The organism is Aquibacillus albus, from assembly GCF_016908325.1.
Classification (GTDB): domain Bacteria; phylum Bacillota; class Bacilli; order Bacillales; family Amphibacillaceae; genus Aquibacillus_A; species Aquibacillus_A albus.
This window is the reverse complement of record NZ_JAFBDR010000021.1, coordinates 40177-56069: the sequence shown is the minus strand read 5'-3', so window position 1 is coordinate 56069 and position 15893 is coordinate 40177. Positions and strand designations below refer to the sequence as shown.

Annotated in this window: 16 protein-coding genes; 2 read left to right on the top strand and 14 right to left on the bottom strand. The window is 39.5% G+C overall.

Annotation, left to right across the window (positions count from 1 at the left end):
- Positions 1-22: 22 nt before the first annotated feature.
- Both JOC48_RS16210 and JOC48_RS16205 read left to right on the top strand, forming a co-directional pair.
- Positions 23-235: a YgaP family membrane protein gene (locus tag JOC48_RS16210; RefSeq protein WP_239584427.1), complete on the top strand. Its 213-nt coding sequence runs from the start codon at positions 23-25 to the stop codon at positions 233-235.
- A gap of 152 nt (positions 236-387) precedes the next feature.
- Complete coding sequence (locus JOC48_RS16205; protein ID WP_204501463.1) at positions 388-1452, top strand: DmpA family aminopeptidase; 1065 nt, start codon at positions 388-390, stop codon at positions 1450-1452.
- Positions 1453-1541: 89 nt separating this feature from the next.
- On the opposite strand, the gene JOC48_RS16200 is transcribed toward JOC48_RS16205, so the two are convergent.
- From JOC48_RS16200 to purE, 14 genes are all read right to left on the bottom strand, one after another.
- Positions 1542-1796, bottom strand: a complete 255-nt coding sequence (locus JOC48_RS16200) for a hypothetical protein (protein WP_204501462.1) — start codon at positions 1794-1796, stop codon at positions 1542-1544.
- Positions 1797-1845: 49 nt separating this feature from the next.
- Entirely contained in the window at positions 1846-2757 is a 912-nt protein-coding gene (locus JOC48_RS16195) for an NERD domain-containing protein (protein WP_204501461.1), read from the bottom strand.
- A gap of 127 nt (positions 2758-2884) precedes the next feature.
- Positions 2885-4141: a phosphoribosylamine--glycine ligase gene (purD, locus tag JOC48_RS16190; RefSeq protein ID WP_204501460.1), complete on the bottom strand. Its 1257-nt coding sequence runs from the start codon at positions 4139-4141 to the stop codon at positions 2885-2887.
- Between the two features lie 71 nt (positions 4142-4212).
- Complete coding sequence (purH, locus tag JOC48_RS16185; RefSeq protein WP_204501459.1) at positions 4213-5745, bottom strand: bifunctional phosphoribosylaminoimidazolecarboxamide formyltransferase/IMP cyclohydrolase; 1533 nt, start codon at positions 5743-5745, stop codon at positions 4213-4215.
- A 26-nt stretch (positions 5746-5771) separates the two neighbouring features.
- On the bottom strand, positions 5772-6356 hold the full coding sequence (gene purN / locus JOC48_RS16180; protein ID WP_204501458.1) for a phosphoribosylglycinamide formyltransferase: 585 nt from the start codon (positions 6354-6356) through the stop codon (positions 5772-5774).
- Positions 6356-7378 (bottom strand): phosphoribosylformylglycinamidine cyclo-ligase, encoded by a 1023-nt coding sequence (purM, locus tag JOC48_RS16175; protein ID WP_204501457.1) that lies wholly within the window; start codon positions 7376-7378, stop codon positions 6356-6358. The genes purN and purM overlap by 1 nt, the downstream gene beginning before the upstream one ends.
- Positions 7379-7405: 27 nt before the next feature.
- Positions 7406-8818, bottom strand: coding sequence for an amidophosphoribosyltransferase (gene purF, locus JOC48_RS16170; protein WP_204501456.1), 1413 nt, complete (start codon positions 8816-8818; stop codon positions 7406-7408).
- Positions 8794-11019, bottom strand: a complete 2226-nt coding sequence (purL, locus tag JOC48_RS16165; RefSeq protein ID WP_204501453.1) for a phosphoribosylformylglycinamidine synthase subunit PurL — start codon at positions 11017-11019, stop codon at positions 8794-8796. Before purL ends, purF begins: the two co-directional genes overlap by 25 nt.
- A complete protein-coding gene (gene purQ, locus JOC48_RS16160) occupies positions 11003-11686 on the bottom strand; it encodes a phosphoribosylformylglycinamidine synthase subunit PurQ (protein WP_204501446.1) in 684 nt (227 codons plus the stop codon). Before purQ ends, purL begins: the two co-directional genes overlap by 17 nt.
- Entirely contained in the window at positions 11683-11934 is a 252-nt protein-coding gene (gene purS, locus JOC48_RS16155) for a phosphoribosylformylglycinamidine synthase subunit PurS (RefSeq protein ID WP_204501441.1), read from the bottom strand. The genes purQ and purS overlap by 4 nt, the downstream gene beginning before the upstream one ends.
- Positions 11931-12644, bottom strand: coding sequence for a phosphoribosylaminoimidazolesuccinocarboxamide synthase (gene purC, locus JOC48_RS16150; protein ID WP_239584426.1), 714 nt, complete (start codon positions 12642-12644; stop codon positions 11931-11933). The genes purS and purC overlap by 4 nt, the downstream gene beginning before the upstream one ends.
- 117 nt (positions 12645-12761) lie before the next feature.
- Entirely contained in the window at positions 12762-14054 is a 1293-nt protein-coding gene (gene purB, locus JOC48_RS16145) for an adenylosuccinate lyase (protein WP_204501432.1), read from the bottom strand.
- A gap of 22 nt (positions 14055-14076) precedes the next feature.
- Complete coding sequence (gene purK / locus JOC48_RS16140; RefSeq protein WP_204501424.1) at positions 14077-15219, bottom strand: 5-(carboxyamino)imidazole ribonucleotide synthase; 1143 nt, start codon at positions 15217-15219, stop codon at positions 14077-14079.
- The gene (gene purE / locus JOC48_RS16135) at positions 15206-15697 is read right to left on the bottom strand and encodes a 5-(carboxyamino)imidazole ribonucleotide mutase (RefSeq protein WP_204501422.1); all 492 of its coding nucleotides are present in this window, start codon (positions 15695-15697) and stop codon (positions 15206-15208) included. Before purE ends, purK begins: the two co-directional genes overlap by 14 nt.
- Positions 15698-15893: the final 196 nt, after the last annotated feature.

Genomic DNA, 15893 nt, shown 5'->3' with positions numbered 1-15893 from the left:
TTATGAAAGGATTGTCACAAAATTGATAAAACAAAACATTGGAATTTTAAATGCATTGGCTCGTATCACTTGTGGATTAACTTTTTTAACTATAGCCTGTTGTAACATGATTAAGCGTTCGAGGCAAACTGGAAACATCATTTTAACTATTTTGGCAGCTATGAAAGTTGCTGAAGGAATCGTAAGGTATTGTCCAGTTACAACTATTATTCAAAAGCTAAGAAAACAAAGCTGATTTTTAAAATTTTTAAGCTTCAAAGCCTGAGAGTTCGATCCCCTTCTTGTGATAAAATCAAGGAGGAAATGTTACTAATGCATACGGCTTGCTCCCTCGATGTATAACTTAGGTTGTAGAGTAAGCCATTACTACTTGAAGAGGGGATCAATATGTACAACCAAAAAAGAATGCAGGACTACGGAGTTAAAATAGGTGAATTAAAGCCTGGACAATATAATGCAATTACGGATGTAAAAGGGGTTACAGTCGGACATGTCACATTAAGTAAAGGTGACATGCAAACTGGGGTGACTGCGGTTTTACCCCATCAAGGCAATATATTTAGAGAGAAATTAATTGCTTCCACTCATGTCATTAATGGATTCGGGAAAACAATGGGTTCGATTCAAATGCAGGAGTTAGGTACACTGGAGACACCTATTTTGCTAACCAATACATTAAATGTCGGAACAGCTTCTGATGCACTAATCGATCACATTCTCGAACAAAATCCTGAAATAGGACGAACAACAGGTACAGTAAATCCTGTTATCGGAGAATGTAACGATATGTTCCTTAACGATATTCGAGCAAAGTTTATCCGTAAGGACCACGTATGGGAAGCTTTAAATAATGCTTCATCGGAATTTCAGGAAGGAACAGTCGGAGCAGGTACAGGAATGCTATGCTACTCTTTAAAGGGCGGGATTGGATCTGCATCTAGAACGATGGAGCTAAATCACGGTACATATACGCTAGGAGTATTAGCTCTCACTAACTTTGGCATCCTGCGCGATTTGCGAATAAACGGAAACCCGATTGGCTTGCGGTTAAAGGATGCTCTCCTTGAATCAGGCGAATTAGAGGACAAGGGCTCCGTTATGATGATCGTTGCAACCGACCTGCCTGTTTCCGAAAGACAATTAAATCGAATTCTAAAGCGAACGGTAACGGGGCTATCAAGGACAGGAACAATAATTACAAATGGTAGTGGTGAAATTGCTATCGGTTTTTCTACCGCTAACAGAATTCCGCATGATAAACCAAGGAGCTGTTTATCTATAAAAACGATTCATGATGAAGACATTGATGGTGCTTTTCGGGCTGTAGGAGAGGCGACAGAAGAAGCTGTGTTAAATTCATTAATTACTGCTACCCATGTCGTTGGTAGAGATGGTAATCAACGACCGACTTTAAAGGATTTGATTGAAAAATTTGGTGTGGTATTGTCTTAATTTGAAGTGCCGCAGATAAGTTTGTGGCACTTCTCTGTTTTGCTTTGGAAATAGGAACTAATTCACTCCCTTTTCCGAGGTCACCGCACTTAACATGAGCTTTCGTTTAATTCATTACCTTTTTCCTTGATGAACTGCATGAATCTTGCTCTTTCGTTTAATTCATTGCCTTTTTCCTTGATGAACTGAACGCATCTTGCTCTTTCGTTTAATTCATTGCCTTTTTCCTTGATGAACTGCACGAATCTTGCTCTTTCGTTTAATTCATTACCTTTTTCCTTGATGAATTGCACGAATCTTGCTCTTTCGTTTAATTCATTGCCTTTTTCCTTGATGAACTGCATGAATTAACCTCTGCTCACTTCCGTAAGTCTCATCTAAATCAAACTAAGCTTATTCTTTTTTAATAAAATAAGAATTTTTACTGTTTCCTACCAGATCATACTCCTTTACCAATATCCTCCTTATTATATACCTTGAAATCAAACCACCACACCAATCATACACTCCATTCGTGGTAATTTTCCGATCCGGAAAAAGTAACTTATACTCCCCCAAGCTTCTAACAATGCTTGTATCAATAACTTCCTCACAATTACATCCCCTACACCTTACAAATACCCTATTAACCTTTTCCATCGGCCGCCCACATCCATTACAAAAAATCCCTTTTCTCAATCCCTCAAAAGTATAATCTGGTATGCGCACATAAGGAGATTTTTCAATGTGTATCGCTCTTAGTAGTTCTGCCAATGTTTTGTGATTCTTGTTTAATGGAAATAGATTCGTCTTTAATTTACTTAAAAAACGATTTAGTTGTGAATGAAATAAAATAGGAAGATCTATCGGAGTATTATAAAGAAAAAAGTGAGGGTTAATCATAACCAAGTAGGATTCAACAGGGAGGTTAATTTTCAATTGCTGGAGTACCTGCCGCAGGAGTGTTTCACTTCGCTTTAACTGAAGCAAGGGGTTTTTAACTTCTTTGCCAGATTTCATGTACCATCGATCGCCGTCAACGTAATAATCTCCTTCATAGTTCTTCACTTCAAACAGGTAGATTTTTTGTTGTGTGATGAAAAGTGAATCCAACTGAAACATCGTATTACTATGCTCTAACAGCAAATCATTTAAAATAATACAATGATTACCTAAATTTTCTACGCGTCTATCAAAAGCACATTCCCCACGATAGCCTTGCTGGAGGTTCAATAAATTCTGTTCTTCTTGTTCTGAGAGTTCCATTCTTACCCTTAAACATTGTAATGTTTTTAATTCCAATGGTTCAGATCGAATCTTAACCACATCCCTCCTTCAATAATATATCTACTATAATCGAAACTACCATGTATAACAAGAAAATATTACCCAATTTTGAGAGGTTTTCACACCAAAAAAACGTGCAACCACCAACGGTCACACGTTTTCCAACCTATTTCCCGGTACTAAAACCAATATCACTTCGATAGAAAAAATCATCCTTGTTATCAAAGCGTGTTAAATACTTATACACTTGTTCCTGTGCTTGCTGTTGTTGTTTTTGTACCGATCCAACTAACAGCACTCTTCCTCCACTAGAAACAAAGCCGTCATCCTCTTTCTTCGTACCTGCGTGGATAACGAAGCTACCGTCTTCTTCTACAACAGAAGGCAACTGTACATTTTTCTCATAAGAACCAGGGTAGCCTTTGGAAGCAACGACTGTTCCAATGCAATATTCGTCCTTCCACTTCAGCTGTGGATCTTTCCCTTCGACTACATCCTGCACAACCTGAATCAGATCATTCTCCAATAACGGAAGAACTACCTGTGTTTCAGGGTCACCTAGTCGAGCGTTAAACTCGATCACTTTCGGGCCTTGATCAGTTTCGATTAAACCTGCATATAACACGCCAGTAAAGGAGCGACCTTCCTGAACCATACCTTTTACTGTCGGCTTTAAAATTTTTTCAATAGCAATATCGACGTTTTCCTTTGCTAAATCCGGCACTGGTGCATATGCTCCCATCCCACCAGTGTTTGGACCTTCATCATTGTCAAAGGCACGCTTATGATCACGAGCAGGCACCATTGGATAGACATCTTCACCATTAACAAAAGCCATTAACGAAAATTCTTTTCCATCAAGAAACTCTTCGATTACAACCCTACTGCCGGCATCACCGAATTGATTTTCGACAAGCATATTTTCAACCGCATCTAACGCTTGTCTAACAGTAGTCGCAACTACTACCCCTTTACCAGCAGCCAATCCATCTGCCTTGATAACGATTGGTGCCCCCTGCTTTTCAATATACTGCTTCGCTTCATCCACATCTGAAAAAGTTTGATATGCTGCAGTCGGAATCTGATACTTTTTCATAAATCCTTTTGCAAAATCCTTGCTTCCTTCAATTAGCGCAGCCTCTTCCTTAGGACCGAAAATTTTCAATCCTTCCTTCTGAAAAGCATTAACAATTCCAGCGTTCAACGGAACTTCCGGGCCAACAATCGTCCAGTCAACCGCATTATCTTTTGCATAAGCAACTAATTCTTCAATTTGGCTATCACCAATGTTTACACAAGTGGCATCTTGTTCAATGCCACCATTCCCAGGTGCAGCATAGATGCTGGAAACCTGATCACTTTCTGCTAATTTTTTCACTATACTATGCTCTCGTCCACCACTACCAACAACTAGTACTTTCATCATATCCCTCTCTCATTAGGAAAACTTAACTTCTCACTTTGTTTAATGGTTTTGCTGAACCTTTCAACTTCTTAGTGTTTAAAGTGGCGCATGCCAGTAAACACCATAACAATTCCGTGCTCATTACAAGCATCAATGGAATCTTGATCACGCTTTGAACCACCCGGCTGGATGATTGCTTTGATTCCAGCTTTAGCTGCTGTTTCCACTGTATCAGGCATTGGGAAGAATGCATCGGATGACATCACTGCTCCTTTTGCCTTGTCACCAGCTTGCTCTAACGCAATAGCTGCAGCTCCGACACGATTCATTTGACCAGCTCCAACACCAAGTGTTTGATCACCTTTTGCAACAACAATCGCATTGGACTTCACATGCTTAACAACCTTCCAAGCAAATAATAGTTCTGCTAACTCTTCCTCATCTGGTTTTCTTTCTGTCGGAATCGTTACATCATCTGCAGTAATCGTGCCAAAGTCCTTGTCTTGTACAAGTAATCCTCCAAGCACACTAACCACCTTTTTATCGTTAGAAGTAGCAGTTTCTATCGGTGTTTCCAGCAATCTAATATTTGGTTTCACTGTTAAAATTTCAATCGCTTCCTCTGAGAAGGATGGTGCGATGACTATTTCTAGGAAAATTTCTTTTAATTGATTCGCTGTCTCAGCATCCACTTCACGATTTAACGCTACAATTCCACCGAAAATGGAAACCGGATCTGCTTCATACGCTTTTGCATATGCCTGTGAAATCGTTTGACCAATTCCAACACCACATGGATTCATGTGCTTAACCGCAACGGCTGCTGGTTCACTAAATTCAAGGACTATTTCTAATGCAGCATTTGCATCTTGGATATTGTTGTAGGATAACTCCTTACCGTGAAGCTGCTTTGCGTTAGCCAGTGATGCACCTTTGACAATTGGTTCCTTATAAAAGGCAGCCTTTTGATGAGGATTTTCTCCATAACGCAAGGACTGAACTTTTTCATAAGTTGCTGTGTACGTTTCAGGATCTTGCTGTTCTGTAATGGTTGTAAAGTAATTTCCAATCATTGCATCGTAATTAGCTGTATGCCTAAACACTTTAGCTGCAAGCTGTTTACGAAATTCTACGGACGAATTGCCTGATTTTAATTGTTCCACTGCTGGCATGTAGTCAGCAGGGTCAACAATGACCGTAACTGCCTGAAAGTTTTTCGCAGCAGAACGAAGCATTGTCGGACCGCCAATGTCAATGTTTTCAATCGCTTGCTCCTCCGTAACGCCTTCTTGTTCAATCGTTTGTTTAAATGGATAAAGGTTAACAACGACAATATCAATCGGAGAAATATCGCGCTCTTCTAATTGCTGTAGATGACTCTCATCATCACGTTTTGCTAAAAGACCTGCATGGACATTCGGGTGTAGTGTTTTTACACGTCCATCCATAATTTCATCAAAATTCGTTACCTCTGAAATGGAAATAGCAGGAAGCCCAGCAGATTGTAATTTCTTTAACGTACCACCTGTTGAAACTAACTCATAGCCAAGTTTATCTAGTTCTGTTGCAAATTCCACTAACTGACTTTTATCTGACACACTAAGCAAAGCTCGTTTTTTCATAAATTGTGTCCCTCCACCTTTTTTATTCATTTTTCGAGGTTGTTTGAAACTAATCTCTGTATTGTTTCAGGAAATAAACGATGCTCTAATTCCTGAATTCGTTGTTGTAAAGAATCGCGATCTTCCTTTTCTCTTACTCGAAGAGCTTCTTGTTCAATTATTTTCCCAGTATCCATTCCTTCATCTACATAGTGAATCGTAACACCAGTGATTTTTACTCCTGCTTCTAAAGCTTGCCCAATTGCGTCCTTTCCAGGAAATGATGGCAATAAAGAAGGGTGAATGTTAATAATTTTTGACTCAAATTGACTCAGTAATGTTGTTCCAATTAATCGCATATATCCTGCTAAAACAATCCATTCTATCTGTTTTGCCTCAAGCTGTGTGATAATCTCTTGTTCAAAATCAGCCTTAGAATCATAGTCTTTTGGATTAAATACAAAGGTCGGGATGTTAAATGCTTTTGCCTTGTCTAACACTTTCGCATCCGCCTTATCACAAACCAAAAGGGAGACGTTGCAATCCAAACGTCCCGCCTCCATTGCTTTCACAATTGTTTCAAAATTGCTACCTGTTCCAGAAGCAAAAACAGCAATATTTGTTTTTTCCATTAGCTTAACGTCACTCCAGACTCTTCGACGACTTCACCAATGAGAAAAGCTTCTTCACCGATATCCTCTAATAGCTGTAACGCCATCTCTGCCTCGTGTGCTGAAACAACAACTGCCATGCCAATTCCCATATTAAAAACTCCGAGCATCTCTTCAAACGAAAGCTTTGCTTGTGATTGGAGAAATGAAAAAACAGCTGGGATTTTCCAAGATTGTGCATCAACCTTTACTCCAAATTCACCAGGAAGGGCCCGAGGTATATTTTCATAGAAGCCTCCACCAGTAATATGACTGATTCCTTTAATCGTAAGATCTAGCTTTAATTGTTTCATTGCTTTTGCATAGATTTTTGTTGGTGTAAGTAGTTCTTCTCCTAATGGTTTTGTCAAATCGGTGTAGGTTTTCGCTAGGTCAAGGTTATTATCAGCAACTATTTTTCTAACTAATGAAAAGCCATTGGAATGAACGCCACTAGAAGCAATGCCGATAACTTTATCACCAGCTTCAATATCTTCGCCAGTAATCAGTTGTTTTTTATCTGCAATTCCTACGACAAAACCCGCTAAATCATACTCTCCGTCCTTGTACATACCTGGCATCTCTGCTGTTTCACCGCCAATTAACGCACTGCCACTATCGACACATCCATCAGAAATGCCTTTAACAATTTGTTCTATTTTTTCCGGTTCATTTTTCCCGCAAGCGATATAATCAAGGAAAAATAACGGATCCGCTCCTTGTGCAACAATATCATTCACGCACATAGCAACTAAGTCGATTCCAACCGTATCATGCTTATCGATTTCAAATGCCAGCTTCAATTTCGTCCCGACACCATCTGTACCTGACACTAGAACAGGCTCCTCATATGAAAAAGAGGATAAGTCAAACAAACCTGCAAAGGAACCAACCCCCCCGATAACTTCTTGTCGGTTGGTTCGTTTTATATGCTTTTTCATTAAGTCTACTGCACGGTAACCAGCGTTAACGTCAACACCAGCCTGTTTGTATATATCACTCATCAGCTTCGCCCCTAACAATTAGTAATTTTACCCTTTATAAGCTGGTAAAACAGTGTCTGGATAGATTTCAGTTGGATAATTCCCTGTAAAACAAGCCTGACAAACGCCATGTTCAGTTGAATCTTTACCCTTTACAATCGAGTTCTCTAAACCTTCCGCCGTTAAATAAGCTAAACTATCTGCACCAATTAATTCCCTTATTTCTTCTACAGAATTGTTCGATGCAATAAGTTCACCTTTTGTTGACGTATCAATGCCATAGTAGCAAGGATTTTCTATTGGTGGTGAAGCAATTCGAACATGTACTTCTGTAGCTCCAGCTTCTTTTAGAAGACGTACAATACGTCGACTTGTCGTTCCTCGTACAATCGAATCATCGACCATAACGACACGCTTTCCTTCTACGATTCCCCGAACTGCAGATAATTTCATCTTTACACCTTGCTCCCGCAATTCCTGTGAAGGCTGGATGAATGTCCGTCCAACATATCGGTTCTTAATTAACCCTAGCTCGTAAGGAATTCCCGTAGCTTCAGAAAAACCAATCGCTGCGGAAATACTAGAATCTGGCACACCTGTAACAACATCTGCTTCAATAGGTGCTTCTTTCGCTAATTCTTTTCCCATTGTTTTACGACTCGCATGAACATTTAATCCGTTAATGTCACTGTCCGGTCGTGAAAAGTAAACATACTCCATGGAACAAAGTGTCCGCTGTAACGGAGAGGCGAACCTCCTCGATGTTAGGCCATTATCATCAATCGTTATCAACTCTCCGGGCAGAACCTCTCGTATATAGGTAGCCCCAATAATATCAAAAGCACATGTTTCTGAAGAAATGACATAAGCGCCATTTAGCATGCCGATCGATAGCGGTCTTAATCCTCTAGGATCTAGAGCAACAAACAATTGATCTTCCGTAAGCAGCCCAAAAGCATAGGCACCTTTTATCATACCTAGTGCAGAACCAATCGCATCCTCCATCCCCATATGACCACTTCTTTTAATTAAATGGGCAAGTACTTCTGTATCGGACGTTGTTTGTAAAATACTTCCTTGTGCCTCAAGCTGGTTTTTTAACATATAAGCATTCACAAGATTCCCGTTGTGTGCTAAAGCCATACTTCCTTTTTGGGAACGGAACACAAGTGGCTGAACATTTTCATAGCCACCGCCACCTTGTGTAGCGTAACGCACATGGCCTAGAGCAGCCGTACCTTTTAATCGCGAAAATTCGTCTTGTTGAAATACATCATTAATTAAGCCATTTCCTTTATGCAAATGGAGATTATCTCCATCACTTGTTACAATTCCGGCACCTTCTTGCCCACGATGTTGCAGCGCATGTAAGCCATAGTAAGTCATTTCTGCTGCTTTTTCATGACCCCATATCGCAAACACACCACATTCTTCGTTTAATCCTTTGATTTCAGCAAGCATGGTATAGCCCCTTTCCACAGTGCTTTTAAATTTTTGACAGGCTCATCAACTACTAGCTCACCACTTGATTCTACTTTTATATCCGTATAATCTGTTACTTTACCAAGGTAATTTGCGTCTTCCACTAGTTTTTCAAACGCATCTTGATGCTCAGGCTTCACAGATACAAGAAAACGAGATTGTGATTCACTAAATAGCTTAACTGTCAAATCCCCATCGACCTTTATTTCACAGCCCAATTCTTTATCAAATAAACTTTCAGCAAGCGCTACTGCTAACCCGCCTTCTGCCAAATCATGTGCAGAAGCAATAACACCGGATTGAATTGCTTTTAATAATTGGTTTTGACGTTTTTCTTCGATGTCCAAATCAATCGCTGGTGCTTTTCCAAAATATTTATTTTCTAAAACATTTTGCAGCTCACTTCCGCCAAACTCCGCTTTCGTATCACCAATTAGATAAATCGCATCACCAGCTTGTTGGAAGAACGATGGCGTAATATGATCTAGTGATTCAATCAATCCAACCATCCCTACAACTGGTGTTGGAAAAATAGATTGTCCGTTCGATTCATTATATAGCGAAACATTTCCACTAATGACTGGTGTGTTAAGCTTCAAGCTAGCGTCACTCATGCCTTCCACACTTTTTTCCATTTGCCAAAAATTCTCCGGCTTTTCTGGATTTCCAAAATTCAAACCATCTGTTAAAGCAAGTGGTTTTCCACCAGAACAAACGATATTTCTAGCTGCTTCCGCTACTGCTATTTTACCGCCAGTTGCTGGATCAAGGTAAATATAACGAGAATTACAATCTGTCGTCATCGCTAACGCTTTGTTTGTTCCACGAACTCTTAAGACAGCCGCATCAGAACCTGGAGTAATTACAGTGTTCGTTTGAACCATTGAATCATATTGATCATAAACCCATTCTTTGCTTGCGATCGTCGGTTGCTGCAATAAAGTCTTCAGTACTTCACTATGATTTTTTACAACTGGATAATAGTCTTCCATTTGTTGAAATTCTTCAAAATATGCTGGAACCTTGGATGGTTTATGATAAACTGGTGCATCTTCGGCAAGCGAGTCAACTGGAATATCCGCAGCAACTTCTCCTTTATGGAGTAATCGGAACCGTTTATCATCTGTTACTCTTCCAACTGCTACTGCTTCTAAACCGAACTTTTTAAATACATCGATAATTTCTTGTTCTTGTCCTTGTTTTACGACTAGAAGCATACGCTCTTGTGATTCCGAAAGCATTAATTCATATGGAGTCATATTTAATTCTCGTTGAGGAACTAAATCTAAATCCATTTCCATGCCTGTTCCTGCTTTACTCGCCATTTCACTGGCCGACGACGTAAGACCTGCTGCTCCCATGTCTTGGATTCCTACTAGCGCATCCTCATGAATAACTTCTAAACAAGCTTCGATCAACAGCTTCTCCATGAATGGATCGCCAACTTGAACCGATGGGCGCTTGCTCTCCGACTCCTCCGATAAATCCTCTGATGCAAACGTAGCCCCATGAATACCATCTCTACCAGTACGAGCTCCAGCGTAAATAACGGTATTACCAACACCAGCTGCAATCCCTTTTTGAATATCCTTTTGATCAATAATGCCGACACACATTGCATTAACTAGAGGGTTTCCTTCATAGCTATTATCAAATTGAACTTCACCGCCGACCGTAGGAACACCGACACAATTTCCATACCCGGCAATCCCATCGACAACACCTTCAAATAAATATTTCACACGACCAGAGGTTAAATTACCAAAGCGCAAAGAGTTTAAAATCGCAATCGGTCTAGCACCCATAGAAAATACATCACGAATAATACCACCAACGCCTGTTGCCGCTCCTTGATATGGCTCTACTGCAGATGGATGATTGTGACTTTCAACTTTAAAAACGACCGCTTGTCCATCACCTATGTCTACAATACCAGCCCCTTCTCCAGGTCCTTGTAAAACATGTTCCCCTTTCGTTGGAAACTTTCGTAGCAACGGCTTTGAATTTTTGTAGCTGCAATGCTCCGACCACATCACTGAAAAAATACCAGTTTCCGTGAAATTCGGACGCCTTCCCATTATTTTCTTAATTAGTTGGTATTCCTCATCCGTTACCCCCATATCTTTATAAAGGGCATCCGTTTCAATTTTTTCTGGGCTAATCTCAGGCGTTTGTAACATATGCTTCCCTCCAATTATTTAAAACTGATTGAAACAGCTTCAGTCCATCGGCACTACCTAAAATATCTTCGACTGCACGCTCTGGGTGAGGCATCATACCAAGTACATTTCCTTCTTTATTTATGATTCCAGCAATGTCACTAATCGATCCATTAGGATTATCTGCATAGGTAAATACGATTTGGTTGTTTGCTTGTAATTCCTTTAACGTTTCCTGATCACAATAATAGTTCCCTTCCCCATGCGCAATTGGAAGTGAAATGCTTTCTTTATCTTGATAAGCCGTCGTAAACATCGTTTTGTTATTTTCCACAATTAACTCTTGATAGTGACACATGAACTTTAACTTTTGGTTTCTTAACATCGCACCAGGTAAAAGTCCAGACTCCAAAAGAATTTGGAATCCATTACAAACACCTAAAATAGGTACACCTTTTTTGGCTTGCTTTTTAATTTCTGCAACTACATGTGAGGTAGAAGCGATGGCACCTGAACGCAAATAGTCTCCATATGAGAATCCACCCGGAAGTAAAATCGCGTCATACTCTGCTAAATCAGCATCTTGATACCAAACTAATTCCGCCTCTTCTCCTAACGCATCTTTTGCAGCATAGTACATGTCACGGTCACAATTGGATCCAGGGAAGACGATCACTGCGAATTTCACTGGGTTACACCCTCCTCAATTGTATACTCATAATCTTCTATTACCGGGTTGGCTAACAGCTTTGCACACATATCTTCTACTTTTTTCTCAACGTTTTCGCCATCTTCGACTGTTAATTCCATATATTTACCAACTCGTGCTTCCTTTACCCCGTCATATCCTAATGTTTGAAGGGAATCTTGCACCGCTTTTCCTTGAGGATCTAAAACACCTTGTTTTAATGTGATATAGATTTTTACTTTTTTCATTTTGCTGCCTCCAGTCGTTTGAGAATTTTGTCGTAAACATCTAACAGATCGCCTAAATCTTCACGGAACACATCTTTGTCCATTTTTTCGCCAGTTTCTGTGTCCCAAAGCCGACAAGTATCTGGTGAAATTTCATCTGCTAAAACAATTTCTCCATTCGCATTACGACCAAATTCTAATTTAAAATCAGCTAATGTCAGATTTACACTAAGGAAAAATTCTTTTAAGTAACCATTTATCGTAAGGGCTGTTTCTTTCATTTGTTGGAGCTCTTTCTCTGTTATATCCGTTAAAATAAGTGCGTGCTGATCATTTATAACCGGGTCTCCAAATTCGTCCTTCTTATAGCAGAGCTCAACTAACGGCGGATCAAAAACAGTTTTTTCTGCGATCCCAATTCGTCTCGTAATGCTTCCTGCTGCAATATTTCGAACAATAACCTCAAGCGGAACAATGTTCGTTTTCTGAACTAACTGCTCTGTATCATTTAAACTGCGCTCGAAATGGGTAGCAACCCCTTTTGCATGTAAAAATTCAAACACCTTTGCTGCAATTAAATTATTGTATTTCCCTTTGCCTTCAAAGTTAGCTTTTTTCTGACCATTGAATGCCGTTGCATCATTTTTATAGGAAAGGATTAATTGTGCATCGTTTCCTTCTACTGTATAAACTTTTTTCGCCTTTCCTTCATATAAAAGCTTGCCCTTCATTATCATTCACCCCAAATTGAGTTATTCGCATTACAAGGTTGTTCAAAAAGTCGCCAAATGATAACGGCGAACCTTTTCGTTGGCTTGTTTCTAATTTTGTAGACTTTTGAACACGTATTACAAACCAATTTTGTCAAAAATACGGTCAACATTTTTCAAGTGATACGTGTAATCGAAACAATCAGCAATTTCGTCGTCTGATAAAAGAGAAGTAATTTTTTCTTCACCTTCGACAAGCTCTCTAAAATGAATGCCCTGTTCCCAAGCCTTCATCGCATTTGGTTGAACAAGATCGTATGCTTCTTCTCTACTCATTCCTTTATCTATAAGAGTAAGCAATACACGTTGAGAGAAAATAACACCATACGTTTTATCAATATTTGCTTTCATATTTTCAGGAAATACCGTCAAATTCTTAATAATATTTGAGAAACGGTTAAGCATATAATTTAAAGCAATGGTTGCATCTGGTAAGATTACACGCTCTGCAGATGAATGGGAAATATCGCGTTCATGCCACAAGGATACATTTTCATATGCAGTCATCATATAACCACGAATTACTCTTGCCATTCCTGTCATGTTTTCTGAACCAATCGGGTTTCGCTTGTGCGGCATAGCCGAAGATCCTTTTTGACCCTTCGCGAAAAATTCCTCTACTTCTCTAGTTTCCGTTTTTTGCAAGCCACGAACCTCTGTTGCAAACTTTTCGATAGAGCTCGCAATCAAAGCCAACGTTGAAACATATTGTGCGTGACGATCTCTTTGCAATGTTTGCGTCGAAACCGGCGCCGGAGTTAATCCTAATTTTTCACAAACATACGCTTCTACATGCGGGTCAATGTTGGCATATGTTCCAACTGCACCAGACATTTTCCCTGTTTCAATCACTTTTGCAGCAGCGTTAAAACGTTCTAAATTTCGTTTCATTTCTTCGTACCAAAGGGCCATTTTTAACCCAAATGTTGTTGGTTCCGCATGAACACCGTGTGTTCTTCCCATCATCACCGTGTGCTTATGCTCTTTTGCTTTTTCAGCTAATATATCAACGAATCGCTCAATATCCGCTCTTATGATTTCATTCGCCTGTTTCAACAAGTAAGATAATGCAGTATCAACTACATCCGTAGAAGTTAGACCATAGTGGACCCATTTTTTCTCTTCCCCTAACGTTTCTGAAACAGCACGTGTAAATGCCACGACATCATGTCTTGTTTCCTGCTCAATTTCATAGATACGCTCAATATCAAAAGAAGCATTTTTACGTAATTTTACGACATCTTCTTTCGGGATTATTCCTAGCTCACTCCATGCTTCACACGCTAAAATCTCAACCTCTAACCAAGCTTTAAATTTATTCTCTTCTGTCCAAATCGAGCCCATTTCCTCACGAGTATAACGACCAATCATATTGTTGTACCTCCCAGATTTTTCACCTAACTATTTCTTTATTTGTTGTGATTTTATAGTTTTCTATTACTTGATGTAATTCCTCTAACGCATTTCCTACAAAGGTAAGGTGTCCCATTTTCCGTTTCGGTTTAATCTCTTCCTTTCCATAAACATGGATATGAGCATCTCGTAAATGATCTATCGAAGAAAAACACGCTTCTAGATCCTCACCAAGTAAATTAATCATGATTGCCGAACCGTGGAATCGAATCGGTACTAAAGGCAATCCACAAATTGCTCGAATATGCTGTTCGAATTGCGAAACATTGCAAGCTTCAATCGTATAATGTCCTGAATTGTGCGGTCTAGGCGCCATTTCATTAATGTAAATGTCATTCTCACATACAAACATCTCAACAGCGAAAGTACCAACAATATCCATACTTTCCGCAATCACTTCAGCTGCATGTAACGCTTGTTCTCGGATTGACTCTGAGACCACTGCCGGAGCTGTTGTTTGATGTAAAATATGATCCTTGTGTTCATTTTCGGCTAACGGGAATAAAGATATATCTCCATTTTTCGCACGGGTAAAGACGACAGAAATTTCTTTTTCAAAAGGAACCCACTTTTCAAGAATACAACGACCATTTTTTTCGACAAACTGACGAGCTTCACCCCTATCTTCAGCTGACGTTAATTTCAACTGTCCTTTTCCGTCATAGCCCCCCGTACACGTTTTTAATACAGATGGTGTTCCTACCTTATCCAGCGCCTTCTGTAGTTCATTTTCATTATGAATGATTTCAAATGGTGCCACAGGCAACTTATTTTTAACCATAATTGTTTTTTCCTGTTCTCGATCCTGTGTAATCTTCAATAAATTCGAGCCTTGTGGCAAAAGGCCCTTTTTTTCGATTTTTTTTGCAGCATCGACATCAACACTCTCGAACTCGTACGTAATAACATCACTTTTTTCCATTAATGACGCGATCGCTTCGTGATCTCCATAGTCTGCAACAATATGATCGTCACTTACTTGCGCTGTTGGACAATCTGGTGTTGGATCTAACACAACAATCCGATATCCCATATGCTTTGCGGTTGTAGCCATCATCCTTCCAAGCTGTCCTCCGCCTATAATTCCAATGGTTCCACCTGGTAGTATCTTATTTTGACTCAAGTTGCTCCCTCATTTCTTCTACCTTTTCTCTCAATTTACGCTGATAATCTACAAGTTTCTCACTAACATTATCGTCAAAAGAACCAATAATCTGAGCAGCTAATAAACCAGCATTCTTTGCTCCTGCAGTCCCTATCGCCACAGTTGCAACCGGGACACCACCAGGCATCTGCACAATAGATAAAAGAGAATCCATTCCTTTTAAGCTTTTTGACTCGACAGGAACTCCAATAACAGGCAATGTTGTTTTAGCAGCTATCATTCCTGGTAAATGTGCAGCTCCACCAGCTCCAGCAACTATTGCCTTCAACCCTTTATCTTTCGCATTTTCTGCATATTCAAACATATCATCTGGTGTCCGATGCGCCGAAACAATATTTTTTTCATAAGGAATGTTAAGCTCATCTAGAACCTCACACGTATGTTTCATTGTTTCCCAATCAGAGATGCTTCCCATAACCACTCCAACCATAGTCATTAAAAACCCTCTTCTCTTTTTATTAGTAACATTATATAAGAAATAATTTTTTATTCATTTTTATAGGTTGTTCAAAAAGTCCGGTAAAAATTACAAATAACTTGCTTTTTCGCTTCTTAAAGCTTCGCTGCCTTGAAACTCTCACTCAATCCTTTTTGAATACATATTTTAGTCTATGAAAAAATGCCTACTCATC